The sequence below is a fragment of the Mixta intestinalis genome (genome assembly GCF_009914055.1).
In the GTDB taxonomy this organism is placed as follows: domain Bacteria; phylum Pseudomonadota; class Gammaproteobacteria; order Enterobacterales; family Enterobacteriaceae; genus Mixta; species Mixta intestinalis.
Genome location: NZ_CP028271.1, coordinates 742575 through 763255 on the forward strand (window position 1 = coordinate 742575; position 20681 = coordinate 763255).

General features: G+C 52.0%; 21 protein-coding genes. 12 read left to right on the forward strand and 9 right to left on the reverse strand.

The annotated features are described in order from the left end of the window. Positions 1-78: 78 nt before the first annotated feature. Entirely contained in the window at positions 79-2814 is a 2736-nt protein-coding gene (locus C7M51_RS03460) for a two-partner secretion domain-containing protein (RefSeq protein WP_160620517.1), read from the reverse strand. Positions 2815-3324: 510 nt separating this feature from the next. On the opposite strand from C7M51_RS03460, the gene C7M51_RS22695 reads away from it, so the two are divergent. Continuing rightward, positions 3325-3525: a DUF3289 family protein gene (locus C7M51_RS22695; protein ID WP_160620518.1), complete on the forward strand. Its 201-nt coding sequence runs from the start codon at positions 3325-3327 to the stop codon at positions 3523-3525. Between the two features lie 105 nt (positions 3526-3630). Here C7M51_RS22695 and C7M51_RS03470 read toward each other — a convergent pair whose 3' ends face one another. Both C7M51_RS03470 and C7M51_RS22635 read right to left on the reverse strand, forming a co-directional pair. Continuing rightward, positions 3631-4002 carry a YPO3983 family protein gene (locus tag C7M51_RS03470; RefSeq protein WP_160623550.1) on the reverse strand — a complete coding sequence of 124 codons (372 nt, stop codon included), beginning with the start codon at positions 4000-4002 and terminating at the stop codon, positions 3631-3633. 5 nt (positions 4003-4007) lie between these two features. After that, positions 4008-4178 (reverse strand): DUF3289 family protein, encoded by a 171-nt coding sequence (locus C7M51_RS22635; protein ID WP_160620519.1) that lies wholly within the window; start codon positions 4176-4178, stop codon positions 4008-4010. Between the two features lie 135 nt (positions 4179-4313). Between C7M51_RS22635 and C7M51_RS03480 the strand changes: the two genes are divergently transcribed. The 3 genes from C7M51_RS03480 (at position 4314) to C7M51_RS03490 (ending at position 6977) form a co-directional block, all read left to right on the forward strand. Further along, positions 4314-5288, forward strand: a complete 975-nt coding sequence (locus C7M51_RS03480; protein WP_160620520.1) for a Gfo/Idh/MocA family protein — start codon at positions 4314-4316, stop codon at positions 5286-5288. Positions 5289-5342: 54 nt separating this feature from the next. Then, complete coding sequence (locus C7M51_RS03485; protein ID WP_160620521.1) at positions 5343-5765, forward strand: lysozyme inhibitor LprI family protein; 423 nt, start codon at positions 5343-5345, stop codon at positions 5763-5765. 96 nt (positions 5766-5861) lie between these two features. Next, on the forward strand, positions 5862-6977 hold the full coding sequence (locus tag C7M51_RS03490; RefSeq protein ID WP_160620522.1) for a PQQ-dependent sugar dehydrogenase: 1116 nt from the start codon (positions 5862-5864) through the stop codon (positions 6975-6977). A gap of 46 nt (positions 6978-7023) precedes the next feature. Here the strand turns inward: C7M51_RS03490 and C7M51_RS03495 are convergent, their stop codons facing one another. Continuing rightward, the gene (locus C7M51_RS03495) at positions 7024-7680 is read right to left on the reverse strand and encodes an HAD family hydrolase (protein ID WP_160620523.1); all 657 of its coding nucleotides are present in this window, start codon (positions 7678-7680) and stop codon (positions 7024-7026) included. A gap of 252 nt (positions 7681-7932) precedes the next feature. Between C7M51_RS03495 and C7M51_RS03500 the strand changes: the two genes are divergently transcribed. Next, a complete protein-coding gene (locus C7M51_RS03500; protein ID WP_160620524.1) occupies positions 7933-9135 on the forward strand; it encodes a serine hydrolase in 1203 nt (400 codons plus the stop codon). Positions 9136-9207: 72 nt separating this feature from the next. Here the strand turns inward: C7M51_RS03500 and C7M51_RS03505 are convergent, their stop codons facing one another. From C7M51_RS03505 to C7M51_RS03520, 4 genes are all read right to left on the reverse strand, one after another. Continuing rightward, on the reverse strand, positions 9208-10494 hold the full coding sequence (locus C7M51_RS03505) for an HAAAP family serine/threonine permease (RefSeq protein WP_160620525.1): 1287 nt from the start codon (positions 10492-10494) through the stop codon (positions 9208-9210). Positions 10495-11013: 519 nt separating this feature from the next. Then, positions 11014-11610 (reverse strand): undecaprenyl-diphosphate phosphatase, encoded by a 597-nt coding sequence (gene ybjG, locus C7M51_RS03510; RefSeq protein WP_160623551.1) that lies wholly within the window; start codon positions 11608-11610, stop codon positions 11014-11016. A gap of 2 nt (positions 11611-11612) precedes the next feature. After that, positions 11613-12350 carry a phosphatase PAP2 family protein gene (locus C7M51_RS03515; RefSeq protein ID WP_160620526.1) on the reverse strand — a complete coding sequence of 246 codons (738 nt, stop codon included), beginning with the start codon at positions 12348-12350 and terminating at the stop codon, positions 11613-11615. A 205-nt stretch (positions 12351-12555) separates the two neighbouring features. Further along, positions 12556-14244 carry an aspartate:alanine antiporter gene (locus tag C7M51_RS03520; RefSeq protein ID WP_160620527.1) on the reverse strand — a complete coding sequence of 563 codons (1689 nt, stop codon included), beginning with the start codon at positions 14242-14244 and terminating at the stop codon, positions 12556-12558. 289 nt (positions 14245-14533) lie between these two features. Here C7M51_RS03520 and ybjM point away from each other — a divergent pair, with 289 nt between their 5' ends. Further along, positions 14534-14908 carry an inner membrane protein YbjM gene (gene ybjM / locus C7M51_RS03525; protein WP_160620528.1) on the forward strand — a complete coding sequence of 125 codons (375 nt, stop codon included), beginning with the start codon at positions 14534-14536 and terminating at the stop codon, positions 14906-14908. Between the two features lie 58 nt (positions 14909-14966). On the opposite strand, the gene C7M51_RS03530 is transcribed toward ybjM, so the two are convergent. Next, positions 14967-15224: a GrxA family glutaredoxin gene (locus C7M51_RS03530; RefSeq protein ID WP_160620529.1), complete on the reverse strand. Its 258-nt coding sequence runs from the start codon at positions 15222-15224 to the stop codon at positions 14967-14969. Between the two features lie 206 nt (positions 15225-15430). Between C7M51_RS03530 and C7M51_RS03535 the strand changes: the two genes are divergently transcribed. The 6 genes from C7M51_RS03535 to potG all read left to right on the forward strand — a co-directional run bounded on the left by C7M51_RS03535 (position 15431) and on the right by potG (position 20681). After that, positions 15431-15718, forward strand: coding sequence for a DUF1418 family protein (locus C7M51_RS03535; RefSeq protein ID WP_160620530.1), 288 nt, complete (start codon positions 15431-15433; stop codon positions 15716-15718). Continuing rightward, positions 15702-16424: an oxygen-insensitive NADPH nitroreductase gene (gene nfsA / locus C7M51_RS03540; protein WP_160620531.1), complete on the forward strand. Its 723-nt coding sequence runs from the start codon at positions 15702-15704 to the stop codon at positions 16422-16424. Before C7M51_RS03535 ends, nfsA begins: the two co-directional genes overlap by 17 nt. Positions 16425-16444: 20 nt before the next feature. Beyond that, on the forward strand, positions 16445-17347 hold the full coding sequence (rimK, locus tag C7M51_RS03545) for a 30S ribosomal protein S6--L-glutamate ligase (protein ID WP_160620532.1): 903 nt from the start codon (positions 16445-16447) through the stop codon (positions 17345-17347). An 89-nt stretch (positions 17348-17436) separates the two neighbouring features. Then, positions 17437-17913 (forward strand): YbjN domain-containing protein, encoded by a 477-nt coding sequence (locus C7M51_RS03550; protein WP_160620533.1) that lies wholly within the window; start codon positions 17437-17439, stop codon positions 17911-17913. Positions 17914-18314: 401 nt separating this feature from the next. Continuing rightward, on the forward strand, positions 18315-19427 hold the full coding sequence (gene potF, locus C7M51_RS03555; protein WP_160620534.1) for a spermidine/putrescine ABC transporter substrate-binding protein PotF: 1113 nt from the start codon (positions 18315-18317) through the stop codon (positions 19425-19427). Positions 19428-19559: 132 nt separating this feature from the next. Next, positions 19560-20681 carry a putrescine ABC transporter ATP-binding subunit PotG gene (gene potG, locus C7M51_RS03560; protein WP_160623552.1) on the forward strand — a complete coding sequence of 374 codons (1122 nt, stop codon included), beginning with the start codon at positions 19560-19562 and terminating at the stop codon, positions 20679-20681.

The window sequence follows — 20681 nt, forward strand, 5'->3', positions numbered from 1 at the left end:
GAAAAGCCCCTCTGGTATGACAAGAGGGGCCGGACATCAGAATTGCATACTATGCTGCAAACCGACGTTTAGACGTTTTTACCACATCCACCAGGGAGTCCATTTATTAATGTAAACCCCTTTGGACGCACTGAGCTGCGTATTTTCTACTGGTGCGTAGAGGTTGGTATAGTAAATGGCACCGTTTTGCGACGACGCTTTGATGGATGAGAAGGCAGTAATGTCATTCCAGTTAATATCGCCATTCGCCATCAGGCTTACATTACGAGCCGTTGCCTGACCAAGATTAATGGTGTCAGTGGCCTTAACGCTGAAGCTGTCGCCAGCCAACACATCATCAGCGCTTACGTTAACTGCGCCAAGTATGATGCTGGAATTTTTACCGTAATTACTGATATAGCCAACTTTAATATCTTTATCAGCGATCAGCGCTATATCGCCGTTGCCTGAAAGTTGCGGCTGTGATAACCATTTATTTTGCGGCGCTTGCGCTCTGATACTTCCCCCTGTGAGAACCAGATTGCCGCCGGAACTAATATCTCCGCTATAAACGACATCGTTTTTCGCCGTTAAGGAAATATCACCGGCGATCGTCTGTAGCGAGTCCACTTCAATATTTCCCTGGGCGACAGCGTTTATATTATAGTTGCTGACCGCTTTTGCTAACGTGATATTTCCGGCGGCGTTCGCGGAAAAATCATTCGTTGCGAAGACTGAGTTGGCTTTAATATTGTTGCCAGTCAGCGTGACGTTGGCGCGATCGTTATAGGTGAAAATATCCCCTACATTAATGTCGTTACGTGCGGTTAACGTTACGCCATGATCTCCGGTCAGCACAGGCTGAAGCACCCAACGGTTCGGGGTTTCAACAGCGGTGATGTTTTCAGCGTTAATGACAAGAGAGCCTGACGCGTTGATATCGCCGGAAAATTGCACGTTATTTTGTGCGCTCAGAGAGATATCGTCAAAGCCGGTAATAGTAGCGTAAGGGTTGAGGGTAATATTTTGCGCGCCAATATCGATTTTGCCGACTGCGGTTAAGTTATTAACAGTAACATTTTTAGCGCTGTTGACAGTGAGGCTGCCCATAGCTGCGGAATAGGCACCCAGGTGCGTATCATAGCCGGTGGCTAAGTTAAGCGAGTTGAGATTAAAGTAAAGGCTGTCCAGCTGGTTATCGCCGGCGGTTAACATAAAATCTCCGCCCATCAAACTGGCTGTATTAGCCGTTAATGAGGCACCCGCACCTTGAGTAAAGCTGTTATCAGCGCTGATCGAGAGGCCGTTAGCCATGACGTCGCCGTTCAACTGCATTTTGTCAGCGTGTAAAATAACCTTATCCGCGCTGCTTTTCGCGCCTTTCGCCTGGAAGAAGTTGCCGGCGAGGCTGTTGATTTCCACGCTGTTTGCAGCCTGGATGTTCGCTTTTTGTATCACGTTATTTTTAGCGTAAATCAGCACATCTTTATTCATTTTGATGTGCCCCGTATCGCTTTGCGCAAAGTTGCCGCTGTTAACAATGAGTGCTTCGCCATGCAGGTCATTGTCAATCACGACGTTGCCGCTTTTGCTTGTCAGTGACAACACTTCATACTTCAGCGCCGGATTATTGACGATGATATCTCCTTTATTGGTCTCAATATTCAGCGAACCCTTGTTTTCGGCCAGCGCGTTGATAATGGTGCCGCTGATTTTCCCTTCGCCTTTAGCGCCCGGCTGATTAACCTGCATATCGCCGGTCGACAAGTTCTGCTGCTCAGACGCTGCTTTTACCGTCAGCTGTGAACCTACCGCGAATTGAGGAGCGCTTTCCTTTGCTTCAGAGATCAGGTTATCGGCAGTAATATTGACGTTTTGCGTGAAGCGGGCGTCGCCTAATTTTACGTAGCTGTCGCTGGCCTTTGCGGTGATGCCAACTGAGCCGGCGAGCGTCGCGCCGTTATTTACCGTAACCGCGTCGGCACTGGCATTGATGCTTTTTCCTGACAGGCTACCGGCTAACTCCATCGTGCCGGTGCCCATGCTGTCAAGATAGATACCGCTGTCGTTGAAGGTAAAATTATTCGCTTCAATCACGCCGCTGTTATTAATGGCGCTGCGGGTAAGGGTATCGGTTGCCCATGCCGTCAGGGTAATTGCGCCATTTTTCGTCGCCAGCAGACCGCCATTTTTAATTAAGGCCCGCAGGCTGCCTTTATTCACCTTAACTTTCATATTGCCGCGCGCCGGGAACTGAAGCGTAATGCTGTCACCTGCAGCAAGGTGAATACTTCCAGCTTCAGACTGAATTTTCCCCTGGTTGCTGATTTCTCCGCCGCCGATAAGCGCTACGGATTGTGACGCGGTAATATTCCCTTCGTTCGTCACTTTCCCCTGACTTTTGCCGCTGAACTGAAAGATATTGTTCATAAAGGCATTGTCGTCAATATTCAGCGCAGAGGCGATAAGGCTACCTACGTTTACCGTCGCTCCATTGCCGATCAATACGCCGTTGGGGTTAACAATAATCACCCTGCCGTTAGCATTTAGCGCGCCCTTTATTTGGGTAGCATTAATAGAATTTATTCGGTTTAACACGGCAGAGTTGGCGCCAGGCTGATTAAAATTTAATGTTTCATTTCTGCCGACATCCATATTATCCCAGTTAATAACCATCTTATCGCTTTGTTGGTTCACCTGAGTACCATTCTGGGTATGGGTGATAGACCCTGTCCCTTTGGCGATGGTGCCAGTGCCTGTCGCATAAGCGCAAGAGGTAAACGCCAGCGTGACGGCCAGCGCTAACGGGTTCAAGTCCATTTTTTTATGGTTCATAATTTTCTCTGATAGTTCGTAGACGAAAATATTTTTGAAGTCGCAAAAAACCTGCAAAAGTGCAGGCTTTTTGCGAATTGATATGTTAAAGATCGATCAGGGACTGAATTATGAGAATGGTCTTGAATAAACCAGGCCGTAAGGCGCTATGCATTTAAGCGATCGATTTGTTTTCATTAATTTATCAGGGTGCATAAAAAATCATTTTATTATTTTAATAAAATGATAAAAACGGTACATTTTCTGTGTCTAAATAAAATAAATGCCTCGCTATGGTCACTTCGCGTTGGCCTCGAATGTTCCGTAAAAATCCGTCTGGTTGAAGTAGACATCAGCTAAAGCCATAAAGGCTGCCTTTCAGAGCCTCCTGGTACAGGCCAGCCGTTGGTTGGCCATGCTTAATGGATAAAAGAGCGGCTGGAGAGCGGGATGCAACTAATGTTCGATGATTTGAGGAGGCTGGCATTATCTTTTTATTTTTAAAGGCCTTATAACAAGATTATAACGGATATGTTTACTCATATACAGTTGGCTAACGGATGCAGTTTCAATAATGTGACTTTGAACGTGGTTCTTAATGATTATATCGGGTTCAATAAATCATCAAATAGTTCAATAAGAAGAATTAAAGCGATACAGGACAAAAATATCGACTGGCAGAGAAAAAGTTTGCCTTCTGAAGTAACCCCTCAAATCAGGGCGAAGCGATAACCATGGTATGTATCTTGTTGTAATACAACCTGTCAGCAATAGCATATCAATGTCTCCATAATAGGGTCACGATGAATTTTTATTATCTCCCCATTATCCTTCAATTTATAGCGCCTGGCTTTCACTACGCCCCCCGGTGATTTCTACAGTGGCTTCCATATCGGTCATGTACGGTTTGAAACCAAACTGGTTGTATCGTTGTAGTACAAACCAGATGCGGAAAAAACGGAACTGATTGAACCTGTAATTTAAAATATGATCAATATCAAGGCCAAAATGATCCTGAACTTTGTAATGCACCACAGCACGATAACGGTCATTATCAATATGTAATAACTTAATGGTAATATCTGTTGCCCAGGTATCGTGGATAGTGATCCCCATACCGTTAAAATTATCCTGAATGCTGTAAAATTTTGGTAATTTTCCATCGGATATTGCTTTACGTAATTCGTCTTTCTTTTCTATTGGATAGATGTTTTTTAATTAATATGGTTTTTAACTATTCTTTTATTCGTAGTAATATACTTTTTTTCGGTTTTGTCATTAAGAATATGGTCTTTTAAATCCCCACAGCGCATATCACTGGCACTGTAATCGTCCATCCATTTTTGGGTTTTAAATATAGTGCAGGGAAACTGTAGTGCAGCCATTAAGATACATTCCTCGTATCATCTTCCGTTGATATATATTTGCACTATTCTTTTCGCCCTGGCCCTCCCTTAACCTCCACACCGCGTTTTTTGTCTGACTACACTTACCTTCTGGATAAGCAAAAAGGATGAAAAATGAAGCCGTTAAACTGGGCCATTATTGGGCCGGGCGCTATTGCTCAGCAGTTTGCCGCCGCGATGGTGGCAATGAACAGAAAAGTGTATGCGGTTGGTGCCAGAAACCGTGAAAAAGGGCAGGCCTTTGCGCAACGCTACGCTATTGAACGCGTGGATGATGATATTGCGCGGCTGCTAAGCGATCCGCAAATCGATGCAGTCTATATTTCAACGCCGCACGCCAGTCATTTCGGCTGGATGAAGCTGGCACTGGAACAGGGTAAACATCTGCTGGTGGAAAAAGCGATAGTCGTCAGCAGCAGTGAGCTGAATGAAATTAACCGGCTGGCGCAGCAGAAAAAGCTGATCGTTGCCGAGGCGATGACGCTGTTTCATATGCCACTTTACCATCAGCTGAAAGCACTGATTACCGAAGGACGGCTGGGGAACGTGAAAATGATCCAGGTCTCCTTTGGCTCGATTAAAGAACCCGATCCAGAGAACCGTTTTTTTAACCCTGAGCTGGCGGGTGGGGCGCTGCTTGATATTGGCACCTATGCGCTATCGTTCGCGCGCTTTTTCCTCTCCAGCCAGCCCGATCGGCTGTTGACCACCGTAAGTCAGTTCAGCACCGGTGTGGATGAACAGTCGGGCATTCTGCTGCAAAATAACAGCAATGAGATCGCCACCATTTCACTGGCTTTTCGCGCCAAAATGCCGAAGTGTGGCCTTATCGCCTGTGAAAAAGGCTCTATTACCGTGGATGATTTTCCGCGTGCGCAGCGGGCTACGCTCAACTGGGCAGATGGCGGCAGCGAAATCATTGAGGCAGGTGAAAGCGAGCGTGCCTTGCAGTATGAAATTCTCAACGTTGAGGAATATATCGCACAGGGCAGTAATCCGCTGCATTACCTGACGGAAGATGTGGTGGCGCTGATGACGGATATCCGTCAGCAATGGGGCATCCGTTTTCCTTTTGAACAGCAAGCGTAAATACAGGTATCGGTCAGCCAGACCGATCTCAACGCGATTAAATAAGGTGAAGCGATGAAAATAACACCGCTATGGCTGATATCCACCCTGTTCCCTGCTGTTTGTTTGGCGCAACAGCCCGGAGAGGCGATCGATAAGCAGCTTCAGGAATGCAAAATGCAGGCGAATACTACCGTTGAAAATAGCCAGTGCTATGCAAAGGCTACCCGCCAGTGGGACGACGAACTGAATAATCAGTACCGCCTGCTGCTCAACGATCAACCTGACAGCGTCCGGCAAAAAATCAGGGCCGCACAGCGTAGCTGGATTCAGTATAAGGAGAGTTATAACGAGGCGATCGCCGCCTGTTATCAGCAACAGCAAGGAAGCATATGGCCGCTGGTGGCGGCGGAAACCAGGATGAACGTTATCCGCGATAAGGCTATCGATCTTTATAAGCTGCGAGTCAGCACTAACCTGGCAGGGGAAGAAGGGTAAAGGTTGCTACGCCGCATCATGCCTTTGGTCTGGCTCTCGTGATGAGCACAGCGCTTTACTGCTACCTTTACGCTACGTTTCCCTAAGGAGCGCACAATGATACGTCCGTTGATTTCTCTGGCAGCAGGTGCGGCCATGCTGGTGACCACACCGCTGCTGGCCGTACAGGTAACGGTGCAGCAATTACAGGATAAGCTCGATCATCCCTGGGCGTTGGCTTTTTTGCCGGATAATAAAGGCCTGCTCATTACTGAACGTTCCGGAGCGCTGCGGCTGTGGCTGCCGGATAAAGGGGTGTCGGCACCCATCAGCGGCGTGCCTGAAGTATGGCGCGAGCGACAGGGCGGTTTGCTGGATGTGGCGCTGGCTCCCGATTTTGCACAAAGTCGTCGTCTCTGGCTGAGCTATACCGAGGCAGATAATCAGGGGCGCGCCGGGGCGGTGGTTGGCTACGGTAAACTCAGCGCGGATAGCCATCAGCTGAGCGATTTTAACGTAGTGCTGCGTCAGGAGCCGAAACTTTCCGGCGGTGCGAATCTGGGCACCCGTATCGCTTTCGATCGTCAGGGATATCTGTGGATCGCCTTTGGCGATAACTTCCAGGCTCAGACGGCGCAACAGCTGGATAAGCTACAGGGCAAGCTGGTGCGCCTGAATACCGACGGCTCGGTGCCGCAGGATAACCCGTTTGTGGGCCAAAGAAATGCACGCCCGGAGATTTGGGCTTTTGGCTTGCGCAACCCGCAGGGGCTGGCGCTTAATCCCTGGACGCAGCAGATATGGGAAAGCGAGCATGGCCCACGCGGGGGCGATGAGGTGAATATCCCACAAAAAGGGAAAAATTATGGCTGGCCGATCGCCACCTGGGGCGTCGATTACAGCGGCGAAAAAGTCCCGCAGGCGCAGGGTGGTGAGGTGGCGGGCACCGAGCAGCCGGTTTACTGGTGGAAAAAATCGCCTGCCGTCAGCGGCATGGCTTTCTATAACAGCGCACGCTTCCAGCCGTGGAAAAACTCGCTGTTTATCGGCGCGTTGAAGGAGAAAAGCCTGATCCGCCTTAGCCTGAACGGGGAACGGGTAACCGGAGAAGAGCGCCTGCTACAGGATCGCGGTGAACGTATTCGTGATGTGCGACAGGGGCCGGATGGCTATCTTTATGTGCTGACCGACGAGCGCAACGGTAAGCTGCTAAAGGTTGGCCTTGCGCCCTGACGCCCATCTACAGATTGCGCCTGATGTCAGGTTTACAGACGGCCGGTTATTTCACCCAGTGTGATATCTCCCAGCCGCGCTGTTGCGCCTCCCGTAACAGCTGCGCGTCGGGATTAATAGCGCAGGCGTAATCAGCCAGCTTCAGCAGCGGCAGATCGCTGGCGGAATCGCTATATGCCCAGGTATGTTGAAAGCGATTTTCCTGATGACGCGCTTGCCAGTCGGCCAGGCAGGTGGCTTTGCCATTGCGCCACGCGGATGCGGCACCCGGCGCGCCGCTGTAGCGATCGGCAATAATTTCCACGCCAACGCCCAGCGCGCCATGAGCGCCCAGTCGTTGCGCAATCGGCGCAATCAGATGCTCGCCGCTGGTGGAAATGAGCATAATGGTATCGCCACGTTGGCGATGCCAGGCGAGCCGCTCACGCGCCGCAGGGTAAACGCGCGGAACGATATCGCGCTGAATGAACCGTCGCGTCCAGCCGCTGACCGTTAAGGTTCCCATACCCGCCAGCGGTGCCAGGGTGCGCTGCATATAGGCTTCCAGCGGCAGTATGCCCTGGCAATATTGCGCCATCAGCGTTTCTTCTTCAGCGATCAGCGTTTCAGGCGCGTAGCCCTGCGAAACCAGCCAGCGTATCCACAGGCTGTTGCTGTCGGCACAAATCAACGTTCTGTCAAGATCGAACAGCGCTAAATCCACGGTGATTCTCCTTAGCCCAGTTTTCTTCAGGTTAGCGGAGTTTTGTGATCGCCTTAGTGGTTTTCTGCAAAATCAGAATCAGCCGCAGGTAATGAACGGTGCACTGATATGCACGCTAAGATTTATCTAATAAAATCTAAAAAACTTTACGATACAGCGGTTTTAATCATTGCGCTGACGGGGTAGCGTAGGATGCTGCGTTTTATATCCTTATGAAACATATGATTTTTCCACAGGTTACCCGATCTCAACATGAAAAAAATGCGCCTTCACGCCAGCCTTTGTACCCTGGCGATAAGCGGCACGCTGATGCTGCTTCCCGTTGTAGTTAACGCCGAACAGGTGCCCGATGCGCCGCAGATCGAAGCTAAGTCGTGGATTTTGATGGACTATGCCAGCGGTCACGTACTGGCGCAGGCGAACGCCGACGATCGGCTCGATCCCGCCAGCCTGACCAAGATGATGTCCAGCTATGTTATCGGTCAGGCGCTAAAAAGCGGCAAGATTACCCGTGACGATATGGTTACCGTTGGCACGGATGCCTGGGCTACCGGCAACCCGATCCTGAAAGGTTCCTCGCTGATGTTTCTTAAGCCTGGCGATCGTATTCCGGTGTCGGAGCTGAATAAAGGCATAGTGATTCAGTCAGGTAACGACGCCAGCATCGCACTGGCCGATTATGTGGCGGGCAGTCAGGATGCCTTTGTCGGGCTGATGAATAATTATGTCCGCGCGCTGGGGCTGAAGAACACGCATTTTAAAACCGTGCACGGTTTGGATGCAGAAGGGCAGTACAGCACCGCGCGCGATATGGCGCTGATTGGTCAGGCGCTGATTCGCGACGTGCCGGAAGAGTATGCGCTGAATAAAGAAAAATCCTTTACCTTTAATAATATTACCCAGCGCAACCGTAATCGCCTGCTGTGGAGCAGCAACCTTAAGGTTGACGGTATCAAAACCGGGCATACAGCCGGTGCGGGCAATAATCTGGTCGCTTCTGCTACCGAGGGTGATATGCGCCTGATTTCGGTAGTGATGGGCGCAGCTACCGACAGTATTCGCTTTCGTGAAAGCGAGAAGTTGCTGACGTGGGGGTTCCGCTTTTTTGAAACGGTGACGCCGCTTAAGGCCGATACGCCGTTTAATCAGCAGCGCGTCTGGTTTGGCGATCGCAATGAAGTTAACCTTGGCGTGGCAAAGGATGTAGCGCTGACCATTCCAAAAGGGCAGATGAAGAACCTTAAGGCCACCTTTACACTCAGTACGCCTTCCTTACAGGCACCGCTGAAAAAATATCAGCCGGTGGGCACTATCGATTTCCAGCTGGAAGGGAAAACCATTGCGCAACAGCCGCTGGTGGTGCTGGAGCCGGTAGAAAAGGGGAGTTTCTTTAGCCGCATCGTCGATTATGTGATGATGAAACTGAACGGCTGGTTTGGTAGCTGGTTCTCGTAACGCAGTTGCAGGCTCTTCTGCCATAACAAATAAAAAAGGTCGGCATTGCCGACCTTTTCTTTAACCTGTGGATTATCCCAGCAGTGACCAGACGATTGCCGAGATAGAAATCAGTCCGATCAGTACCACGAAGATGTTGCTCAGCGCACCGCTGTAGCGACGCATCGCCGGAACTTTATTGATAGCGTACATCGGCATCAGGAACAGCAGCACCGCAATGATCGGGCCGCCAAGCGTCTCGATCATGCCGAGGATGCTTGGGTTCCACGTAGCAACCAGCCAGGTGGTCAGCAGCATAAACAGCGCGGTCAGGCGGTTCAGCTTGTTTTCGTTAATGGTCTTGCCGCGTCCACGCAGCGATTTAATGATCAGGCCGTTGAAGCCTTCACGTGCGCCCAGATAGTGACCAAGGAAAGATTTGGTGATCGCTACCATTGCCACAATCGGTGCCAGCCATGCCATCATCGGCGTATTAAAGTGGTTCGCCAGATAAGAGAGGATCGAGATGTTCTGCGCTTTCGCCTCCGCCAGATTGGCAGGAGAAAGGGAGAGCACGCAGCTGAAGACGAAGAACATCACCGTCAGCACCATCATCACATGGCTGAACGCCAGGATGCGTGAACATTTAGCCTCGGCTTCTTCGCCATACTCTTCACGTTTCGCGACGGCGAAAGCGGAGATAATCGGTGAGTGGTTAAAGGAGAAAACCATTACCGGCAGCGCCAGCCACATGGTCATCATCAGGCCATCGCCGTTGCCGCTCAGCGAAGCTTCCTGGAAAATTGCCGTGCTCCAGTTAGGGATCAGCCACAGCGCCAGCAGCATCAGTACGGCAACAAAAGGGAACACCAGCAGGCTCATGGTTTTGACAATCGCTTCTTTACCGAAGCGGATAATCATCATCAGGCCGACAATCAGCAGCAGCGACAGCAGTACGCGCGGCGGTGCCTGGATATGCAGCTGGTTGGTCAGGAAACTCTCTACCGTATTAGTGATCGCTACGCTGTAAACCAGCAGAATTGGGTAGATCGCAAAGAAATAGAGCAGCGTAATAACTTTACCTGCGCCCGTACCGAAATGTTCTTCCACCACCTCGGTAATATCTTCACCCGGATTGCTGCCTGACAGCACGAAGCGACACAGGCCGCGGTGCGAAAAGTAGGTCATCGGAAAAGCCAGCAGCGCCATGATAATAAGCGGAACCAGTCCACCAATCCCGGCATTGATGGGCAGGAACAGTACGCCTGCGCCAATTGCTGTGCCATAAAGTCCCAGCATCCACATTGTATCGGTTTTACGCCATGCCCTGGCGTTTACTGCCGTCTGTCCGGTCTGGATTGCGGTTTGCTGTGAGGCCATTACCATCTCCATAAATAACGTATAAATACCAAACCAACGGCGTAGAGCGCTGCGCGCCCATTATTTCGCCTTTGGTAAATAAAAAATGGGAGTCCACTTTCGCGGCACACTCTACCATTATCGAAATAAGTTAAAAGTGCTGACCTGTCGTTAACAGGTGATAAAGATCACAATCCTGAAAATAATTCAGGTTTGATAATCTGAAAGTCTAATTATTTACAATTAAATTCGCTGGTGTTGATGAAATTTATAGATTAAAAAACTGTGTTTTAGCTATTTTTTCAGCGTGATATCATTTTGCTGCTGTCTGTTTTTTGTACTGAGAAGTCTTTGTAGCCTTTATTTATCAGCTACTTATTCATTTGAATGTTTAAGTTTATTGATTTTGCGCAATGAAAAAGGAAAAGTATGCAGAAAAGAAGCGTTCTTTGCGCAATAAATAAGAGCAGGCGATGAAATAAAGTCAAACAGCCGAACTGAAAAAGCGGGCCCAAAAAATGGACCCGTAAGCAAATGTATTTAATTACGTACCCAGCCTTTTCTGATAGGGATAGAAAAAAGCAGACGATAAATCTGATGTAAGCATTTCATTAACGGTTCGCCGTACCAGGGCCAGGCCATTTGCGAGAACAGACAGCCCAACATGCCTACCAGCAATCCGCCCAGCATATCCATCGGCCAGTGGACGCCGAGATAGACGCGTGACCAGGCGATAGCGCCGCCGATAACCAGAAGCAGCACGCCGGACCAGACGCGATGCCAGAAGATAAACGCCAGCGCAAAGGTAAAAATAGTGGTGCCATGATCGCTGGGATAGGAGTCGTCCGGCGCATGCGACAAAAACTGATGGCCGAAGCCAATAGCGAAAGGACGCGGATGAGGAAACAGCTGACCGATACACCAGGAGATCGCCAGCGCATAGAGCAGGGCTATGCCGGTTTTCAGCACCAGGGCGCGCATTTCGCTGTGCGGCCCCCACAGCCAGAGCGCAACGATCAGCAGCGGCACAATGGCGATTAAATCTTTGGCGATAAAGGTCGCCAGTTGCAGTAACCAGGCCGCAGAATCCGGCGTGGCGTTGATCCAGAGAAACAGCATCCGGTTCAACTCTTCCATCATTATTTCATCCTCATCTTTTCGGTCAGGTGCGTAACGCATCCGTAAATCAACAGCTGTACCAGCCAAACCCACCAGCCAGCCCATAAGTTATGGGACAGAAAATGTGCACCGCGCATCATCTGCCCGTAGCCCATTATCAAGCCCAGCGCGATCGCGCCCCCCCAGCAGAGCCAGGCCATTTTCGGACGCGTCGGCCAGTAAAGAAAGAACAGCGCCATTAAACTGAAGCCGCTGGAAGCGTGACCGCCGGGAAAACAGCGTCCGGGGCCGCTCTCCAGTGGCGTGGTGCCCAGCAGTGGATAAGAAAACGCCTTGCCGCCGTAGGCCACCAGATCCCACGGACAGGAGTGCGCGCTGGTAGCTTTCAGCACGCCAACCGCCAGCGCACCGGCTCCCGTTAACAACGCCACCAGGATCCAGCGTGGCTGGCGACGCAGCACGCCCGCAACCAGCAACGTTACGCCAGTCGCAATAACGAGATCTTTCAGCAGGCGATGGTTAATCAGATCCAGCCAGCGGTTGTCTTTCCACGGAAAACTCTGCGTCAGCGGATCGAACCAGTAGTCGGTTAACGCATTATCCAGGCTGCCGTCCCGTGCCAGCCACAAAAACAGCAGGCCGAAAAACGTCAGTAAAACAGCGTGGATAGCGTAGAAGCGTCCCGATAAAGGGTAAAGTGCCTTAATCCTAATCGCGGAGGATGTTTCGTGTTGGTTTAACTTTGATGTCAGTTGCATGACGGTGCCCGTGCAGAAACCAGGCTGACTATAGTGACGAGCGGCGCTTAAGAAAACATTAAGAAAGGGTAATGAAAGACAGGTATAAAAAAACCCGCTAATCATCGATTAACGGGCTCCACAATTTGGGATTTCAAAGAAAAGCAGTGGCACTTATTCAGACTACCCGCCCGGCAAGAAGTTCGGGAGGGCGTTAAATTATTTTTTAACCGCCAAGCACCGGCCAGATAATCACAATCAACGTACCCGCCAGGGTCAGCAGAACGTTGGCGATGGCGTAGGTGCCAGCATAGCCCAGCGCCGGGATATTACTGCGTGCGGTATCGCTGATAATTTCCATTGCTGGCGCACAGGTGCGTGCGCCCATGATGGCACCGAACAGCAGAGCGCGGTTCATACGCAGCACATAGGCACCGAACAGGTAGCAGAGCACTACCGGCAACAGGCTCACCGCCAGGCCGCTCAGCAGCATCAGCAGGCCGGTTTCTCCCAGGCCTTCCCCTATTCCGCTGCCCGCGCTCAGGCCGACGCCCGCCATAAAGACCATCAGGCCAAACTCTTTCACCATGGTGAGCGCACCCTGCGGAATATAGCCGAAGGTAGGATGGTTGGCGCGCAGGAAGCCGAGCATGATACCGGCAAACAGCAGGCCCGCCGCGTTACCGATACCGAAGCTGAAAGCGCTGAACTGGAAGCTCACCATGCCGATCATCAGGCCGATAATAAAGAAGGCGCAGAAGGCAAGCAGGTCAGTAACCTGGCTGTGAATAGAGATAAAGCCGATGCGATCTGCCAGGCTTTTCACCCGTCGCGCTTCGCCGCTGACCTGGAGTACATCACCTTTGTTCAGCATGATGCTGTCATCGATCGGCATTTCAATCTGGCTACGGATTACGCGGTTAAGGAAGCAGCCGTGATCGGTAAGCTTCAGGTGGCTGAGGCGCTTGTTTACCGCATTATGATTTTTCACCACGATCTCTTCGGTTACGATGCGCATATCCAGCAGATCGCGATCGAACACCTCTTTACCGTTGCGGAAGCTGGGATCAAGGCGCGCATGAGCGTCAGGATAGCCCACCAGCGAGATCTCGTCACCCAGCTGTAAGACTGCGTCACCGTCGGGACTCGCCAGAATACCGTTGCGGCGAATACGTTCGATATAGCAGCCGGTCTGGCGATAGATACCCAGCTCGCGCAGATTTTTGCCATCCGCCCAGGCAACCAGCTCAGGGCCGACGCGATAGGCGCGGATCACCGGCAGATAGACTTTGCGCTGGCTGTCGGTATCCAGGCCGCGCTCGCGTGCAATTTGCTGGGCGCAGGTAGAGAGATCCTGATGTTGCAGGCGCGGCAGATAGCGAGCGCCGAAAATCAGGCTAACCAGGCCCACCAGATAGGTGAGGGCGTAGCCGAGACTGAGGTGATCCTGCATCTGGCCCAGCAGCTGATTATCATTCATCGACTGGCGCAGCGTATCGCCCGCGCCGACCAGCACCGGCGTTGAGGTCATGGAGCCTGCCAGCATACCCGCCGTCAGGCCGATATCCCAGCCAAATGCTTTACCCAGACCCAACGCCAACAACATGGCACTGCTGACCATTACCAGCGCCAGCATCAGATAATTTTTGCCGTCGCGAAAAAAGATCGAAAAAAAATTGGGTCCAGCCTCTACGCCGACGCAAAAAATAAACAGCATAAATCCCAGACTAAGCGCATCGGTATTAATTCCAAAGTGCTGTTGCCCAAGTAATAGTGAAACCACTAAAACACCAATGGAATTACCAAGTTGCACTGAACCGAGGCGTAATTTTCCCAGGCACAGGCCTAAAGCCAGTACGACGAATAATAACAAAATATCATTACGGCTTAACAAATCTGCGACGTTTATATTCACGTATTAACTTCTTGTTTACCAGTAACTTGTTGAAAGACCTGAATTTCCAGGCTAACGTTAATTCCTGTAAGCGCTATGGCGAACCGTGCAGGTTACAGTTTCGAAAGCGATATTCAGGAGCATATATCAAAGGCGTTCATTTTATTCATTTATCCTTCGAACCACCAGCAGAAAGCTATAGTAAATCTGATTTTTTATTAACTATTTACTGTTAAAACTTTAACAGATTTATCGTAAGCGATTATTTTCTTAGAAGGTCCTGGTTAGCAGAAATAAACGAGGGAATTTTATGCTGTGGTATAGCGTCCGCTGGCCGGGCGTAATGTTATGTACGACACTTTATTGCGCAACCTTTATGCTGGCGCGTTATAGTGGCGGAGAGGAGGCTTCCGGGCACTCTTCTGAGCAAACTGGCCTGCTGCTGTTTATGTTGCCCGGCCTGATCGCCGCGTTGATTAACCGTCGTACGCCGCTGATGCATGCCTTGTTAGCCGCACTCGCGGCAACGCCCTGCTGTTTAATGATCGGATTTAGCAGAGCCTTTATTTCTCAGTCGCTGTTACAGGAGCTGGCCTGGCTTACCAGCGCGGTGTTCTGGTGTGGTTCCGGCGCGCTGCTGGTCATGCTGTGGCGCGCGCTGGCGGCTTCCCGTCTGACACGCTGAGTGATAAAAAAAACCGGCCCGCTGCGGCACAGCGAGCCGGTTTTTTTATGCCTGAAAATCACCAGGCCAGGTTGGCTTTGGTCCAGGCGTTGAAGTCGGTAAAGCCGCCGATATGTTGGTCATCGACAAAAATCTGCGGCACGGTTTCTACCGGCTTGCCGACGGTTTTTTCCAGATCCGCTTTGGTGATGCCTTCCGCCTGGATATCGACATAGCGGAAGTTAAAGTCGTCGCGCTCGGCGGTCAGCTTTTCTGCCAGCTCTTTCGCCCGTACGCACCAGGGGCAGCCTGGACGACCAAAAATGACTGCAAGCATCGGTATCTCCTTTCGTCATGTCACATTTTTGTGTGAAATATGTCACACTTTTAAAACTGCTGAGCGCATGATGAACCGTAGCCGGTGCCATTGTAAAGAAGGCTCTGCCTGTTGATCCAATGCGTGCAGGCTATTCATCGCTGGGCCAGTTACGCTTTAATATAAAAGCTATATCACAGCCAGAACGCCAGAAAAGGAGAAATCCAGTGAAATACGCTTTGCAGTTGCCTAAAACGGTGCTGATACTGGAGGCCGCTGGCATTTTGCTGCTGATACTGGCTTTTTTAATCATTCAGCGGCTGGTGCCGTTGCCCGTCGGCTGGTCCGGACGGGGCATCGCCACCGCGCTGTTTTTTACCGGTATCGCCCTGATGCTGCCCGCCGCCATTGCGCTGATCTGGCGTACGGCGCAGGCTATCGCCCCTGAGCTTTTTGGCCGTCGTCGCGGCGATACCTCAAAAACTGACGGAGATTCTCATGACGCCGACTATTGAGCTGTTACGTACGCATCGTTCGATTCGTTCCTTTACCGATCAACCGATTAGCGAGGAGCAGCGTGAGGCGATTATCGCCGCCGCCCAGTCAGCCTCTACTTCCAGCTTTTTACAGTGTTCTTCTATTATTCGTATTACCGATAAGGCGCTGCGTGAGCAGCTGGTAACGCTGAGCGGTGGTCAGCAATATGTGGCGCAGGCGGCGGAATTTTGGGTCTTCTGCGCCGATTTTCAGCGCAACCTGCAAATTTGCCCGGAGGCAAAACTGGGCATGGCGGAACAGCTGCTGCTGGGCTGCGTCGACACGGCGATTATGGGACAGAATGCGATGATTGCCGCCGAATCGCTGGGGCTGGGCGGCGTCTATATTGGCGGTATTCGTAATAATATTGCGCAGGTGACCGAGCTGCTGGCGCTGCCGCAGCATGTGCTGCCGCTGTTTGGCATGTGCCTGGGCTGGCCGCAGCATGCACCCGATCTGAAGCCGCGTATGCCTGCCGCTATGTTAGTGCATGAAAACCGTTATCAGCCGCTGGATCGTCAACAGCTGGAAGCGTACGATCGCCAGCTGGAAGCCTATTATCAGCAGCGCGACAGCAATCAGCGCAGCGATAACTTCAGCAACCATATTCGTCGCACCATTGTGCGTGAGAGCCGTCCTTTTATGCTTGATTACCTGCATAAGCAGGGTTGGGCAACCCGGTAATGACAGGCGGAGACCTTCGGTTGAAAATTGCCATTCTTTCCCGTGACGCCGCGCTTTACTCCTGTAAGCGTCTGCGGGAGGCCGCGCTGGAGCGCGGTCATCAGGTCGAGATTGTCGACCCGCTTTCCTGCTATATGAATATCAATCCCGCTTCGGCGGCGGTGCATTACCGCGGGCGGGCGTTGGATGATTTCGATGCGGTTATTCCGCGCATCGGATCGGCCACCACCTTTTACGGTACTGCGGTGCTGCGTCAGTTCGAGATGTGCGGCAGCTATCCGCTCAATGAGTCGGTAGCGATCACCCGCGCGCGTGACAAGCTGCGCTCGCTACAGCTGCTGGCGCGTCAGGGTATCGATATGCCGGTTACCGGCTTTGCCCATTCGCCCGACGATACCCGCGATCTGATTGAGATGGTGGGTGGCGCGCCGCTGGTGGTTAAGCTGGTAGAGGGCACCCAGGGCATCGGCGTAGTGCTGGCGGAAACCCGCCAGGCAGCGGAGAGTGTTATCGATGCATTTCGTGGTCTTAACGCGCACATTCTGGTGCAGGAATTTATTAAAGAGGCGAAAGGGTGCGATATTCGCTGCCTGGTAATCGGTAACGAAGTGGTGGCGGCTATTGAGCGGAAGGCGAAAGAGGGCGATTTCCGCTCTAACCTGCATCGCGGCGGTAGCGCACGTCGCATTGATATTACGCCGCGTGAACGTGAGATCGCCGTGAAGGCGGCGGCCACGCTGGGTCTGGACGTGGCGGGCGTGGATATTCTGCGCGCGCGACGCGGCCCTCTGGTGATGGAGGTAAATGCTTCGCCGGGGCTGGAAGGGGTGGAAAAAACTACCGGCCTCGACATTGCCGCCATGATGATTGCGTGGATTGAGCAGCATGCGCGTCCCGGTTTCAGTCTGAAAACCGGCGGATGAAACGCCTTTTTGACCGGGGGCCGTGGTTTTCACCTTGCTTTTTCCGTAAGCTATTGCCCTTATTTTAACGCGGTATAGGGCAGTAGTATATGGATTCACTCGTCGTTCCAGACTTAGACGTATTACGACGTTGGCTGGATCAGCAAAGCATTACCTGGTTTGAATGTGACGCCTGTCAGGCGCTACATCTGCCACATATGCAGAATTTTGACGGTATTTTCGATGCCAAAATCGATCTGGTCGATAACATTATTCTGTTTTCCGCACTGGCAGAGGTGAAGCCGACGGCACTGATCCCGCTGGCGGGCGACCTGTCGCACATTAATGCCGCTTCGCTGACGGTGAAAGCGTTTCTCGATATTCAGGATGATAATCTGCCTAAGCTGATTGTTTGCCAGTCCTTACTTACCGAGGCCGGTATTACCTACGGACAGTTCGTTCATTTTCTGCGTCAAAGTGAAGAGCAGATTTCTATGATCATCATGGAAGCCTTCGCCAATAATCTGCTGATGATGGGCGAAGAAGAGCCGGTTGCGCCCGGCGATCAATTCCCCGTTCTGCACTGAGATTGCCCTTCGCCGGTTAGCGGTTTCCCTCTCTGTTTGCGCCTCTTTCCGCGGTTAACGCCGGGCAGGTGGCGCAATTCATGCTTTTATGCTGCGATTTCCCCGTTAGTGCCAGATATTTCTCGCCGTTTATGCCCGGTTTAGCCGATCACATAGATGAAATATGAATAAATAGTCGATAAAAGGCGTTTTTTACTCTGGGGTATGGCTGGAATGCCAACCTGCGGCTATGCTTGCGGGGCTGCATGACGGCAGCATTTAGTCATAACCGGTGCCGCGTTATTTTCATTTGCCTTGCGATGAATAACGATTCACTGCCGCCGTTTTTGCGCAAGGGGAGGCCTGCGGGCCTCTTTTGTTCTGCATCGTCAAGAGTGACCCCGATTCTGGAGGAAGGAAGCATGTTAAACAACCACGGCAAGAAATGGTTGTCTGGTGTGGTAGCTGGTGTGCTGATGGCGGTTTCCGCCGGCACGATGGCGGAACAGAAAACCCTGCATGTTTATAACTGGTCTGACTATATTTCGCCCGATACGGTGCCGGACTTTGAAAAGCAGACCGGTATCAAAGTGGTGTACGACGTATTCGATTCCAACGAAGTGCTGGAAGGCAAGCTGATGGCGGGCAGTACCGGCTACGACGTGGTGGTGCCATCCTCCAGCTTCCTGGCGCGCCAGCTACAGTCCGGTGTCTTCCAGCCGCTCGATAAAAGCAAGCTGCCGAACTATAAAAACCTCGATCCTGAGCTGCTGAAAAAAGTGGAACAGCACGATCCGGGTAATCAATATGCCATTCCTTATTTGTGGGCGACGACCGGTATCGGCTACAACGTCGATAAGGTGAAGGCGGTATTAGGTAAAGATGCGCCGGTGAACAGTTGGGATCTGGTGCTGAAGCCGGAAAACCTTGAGAAGCTGAAAAGCTGCGGCGTTTCCTTCCTCGATGCGCCGGAAGAAATTTTCGCCACCGTGCTGAACTATCTGGGTAAAGATCCTAACAGCAGCGATGCGAAAGATTATACCGGCCCGGCGACCGATCTGCTGTTGAAGCTGCGCCCGAATATTCGCTATTTCCACTCGTCGCAGTACATCAATGACCTGGCAAACGGCAATATCTGCGTGGCGATCGGCTGGGCTGGTGATGTGCTCCAGGCGAAAAACCGGGCGGCGGAAGCGAAGAACGGCGTCAACATCGCCTACACCATTCCGCAGCAGGGCGCGCTGGCCTTCTTCGATATGATGGCGATCCCTAAAGATGCGAAAAACGTCGATGAAGCCTATCAGTGGCTGAACTACATCATGGATCCGAAAGTGATTGCGCACGTTTCCGACAAGATGTTCTACGCTAACGGTAATAAGGCATCGTTGCCGCTGGTGAGCGCTGATATTCGCAATAACCCTGGCATTTTTCCCACACCGGAAACCCTGTCAAAGCTGTTTGTACTGAAGGTGCAGGAACCGAAACTTGATCGTGTGCGTACCCGTGCATGGACCAAAGTGAAGAGTGGTAAGTAATTCGCAGCAGGCGATTACTGTCGCAGGCGAAAGGCAACAGAGGCGCGGTACTGGCCTCTGTTGTCTCATTTGTGCGGCCCGGAGCCGTGGTTTTCCGCTTAGTGTCGGAGAGTAAAGTTAGTGAACGACGCGATGTCCCGTCATCCCCATAAACCGGCAAAGGCGCTGACGCCGCTGCTGGAGATCCGTAACCTGACCAAATCTTTTGAGGGTCAGCACGCCGTTGATGATGTCAGCCTGACCATCTACAAAGGTGAAATCTTTGCATTGCTCGGCGCGTCCGGCTGTGGAAAATCAACCCTGCTGCGTATGCTGGCCGGGTTTGAAGCGCCCACGCACGGACAGATCCTGCTCGACGGGCAGGATCTTTCTCACGTGCCGCCTTACCAGCGCCCGATCAATATGATGTTCCAGTCCTACGCGCTGTTTCCCCATATGAGCGTGGAGCAGAATATTGCCTTTGGCCTGAAGCAGGATAAGCTGCCGAAGGGAGAAATTAGCAGTCGGGTAGCGGAGATGCTGGCGTTGGTGCATATGCAGGAGTACGCAAAGCGCAAACCACACCAGCTCTCCGGTGGACAGCGACAGCGCGTGGCGCTGGCACGCAGTCTGGCGAAACGCCCTAAGCTATTGCTGCTGGATGAGCCAATGGGGGCGCTGGATAAGAAACTCCGTGACCGCATGCAGCTGGAGGTGGTGGATATTCTGGAGCGCGTCGGTGCAACCTGCGTGATGGTTACCCACGATCAGGAAGAGGCGATGACCATGGCGGGGCGCATCGCCATTATGAACCGCGGTAAGTTCGTGCAGATTGGTGAACCGGAAGAGATCTATGAGCACCCTACCAGCCGTTACAGCGCGGAGTTTATCGGCTCCGTAAACGTGTTTGAAGGGTTGCTGCGTGAGCGCCGCGCCGATGGGTTGGTCATCGACAGCCCCGGCCTGGTGCATCCGTTGAAAGTCGCTTCTGACGTATCGGTTATGGATAACGTGCCGGTTTCTATCGCGCTGCGCCCGGAAAAAGTGATGCTGTGCGACCAGGTGCCTGCGGATGGCTGTAACTTCGCCGTCGGCGAGGTGGCACATATCGCCTATCTGGGCGACCTGTCGATTTACCATGTGCGGCTGCACAGCGGACAGATGATCAGCGCGCAGCTTCAGAACGCGCATCGCTTCCGTCAGGGTGCGCCCACCTGGGGTGATGAGGTGCGTCTCAGCTGGGACGCCGACAGCTGCGTCGTGCTGACGGTATAA

Coding starts and splice junctions, on each gene's coding strand:
- C7M51_RS03460 (WP_160620517.1), bottom strand. CDS start 2,814: ATGAACCATAAAAAAATGGACTTGAACCCGTTAGCGCTGGCCGTCACG.
- C7M51_RS22695 (WP_160620518.1), top strand. CDS start 3,325: ATGTTTACTCATATACAGTTGGCTAACGGATGCAGTTTCAATAATGTG.
- C7M51_RS22635 (WP_160620519.1), bottom strand. CDS start 4,178: ATGGCTGCACTACAGTTTCCCTGCACTATATTTAAAACCCAAAAATGG.
- C7M51_RS03480 (WP_160620520.1), top strand. CDS start 4,314: ATGAAGCCGTTAAACTGGGCCATTATTGGGCCGGGCGCTATTGCTCAG.
- C7M51_RS03485 (WP_160620521.1), top strand. CDS start 5,343: ATGAAAATAACACCGCTATGGCTGATATCCACCCTGTTCCCTGCTGTT.
- C7M51_RS03490 (WP_160620522.1), top strand. CDS start 5,862: ATGATACGTCCGTTGATTTCTCTGGCAGCAGGTGCGGCCATGCTGGTG.
- C7M51_RS03500 (WP_160620524.1), top strand. CDS start 7,933: ATGAAAAAAATGCGCCTTCACGCCAGCCTTTGTACCCTGGCGATAAGC.
- C7M51_RS03505 (WP_160620525.1), bottom strand. CDS start 10,494: ATGGCCTCACAGCAAACCGCAATCCAGACCGGACAGACGGCAGTAAAC.
- ybjG (WP_160623551.1), bottom strand. CDS start 11,610: ATGGAAGAGTTGAACCGGATGCTGTTTCTCTGGATCAACGCCACGCCG.
- C7M51_RS03515 (WP_160620526.1), bottom strand. CDS start 12,350: ATGCAACTGACATCAAAGTTAAACCAACACGAAACATCCTCCGCGATT.
- ybjM (WP_160620528.1), top strand. CDS start 14,534: ATGCTGTGGTATAGCGTCCGCTGGCCGGGCGTAATGTTATGTACGACA.
- C7M51_RS03530 (WP_160620529.1), bottom strand. CDS start 15,224: ATGCTTGCAGTCATTTTTGGTCGTCCAGGCTGCCCCTGGTGCGTACGG.
- nfsA (WP_160620531.1), top strand. CDS start 15,702: ATGACGCCGACTATTGAGCTGTTACGTACGCATCGTTCGATTCGTTCC.
- C7M51_RS03550 (WP_160620533.1), top strand. CDS start 17,437: ATGGATTCACTCGTCGTTCCAGACTTAGACGTATTACGACGTTGGCTG.
- potF (WP_160620534.1), top strand. CDS start 18,315: ATGTTAAACAACCACGGCAAGAAATGGTTGTCTGGTGTGGTAGCTGGT.
- potG (WP_160623552.1), top strand. CDS start 19,560: ATGTCCCGTCATCCCCATAAACCGGCAAAGGCGCTGACGCCGCTGCTG.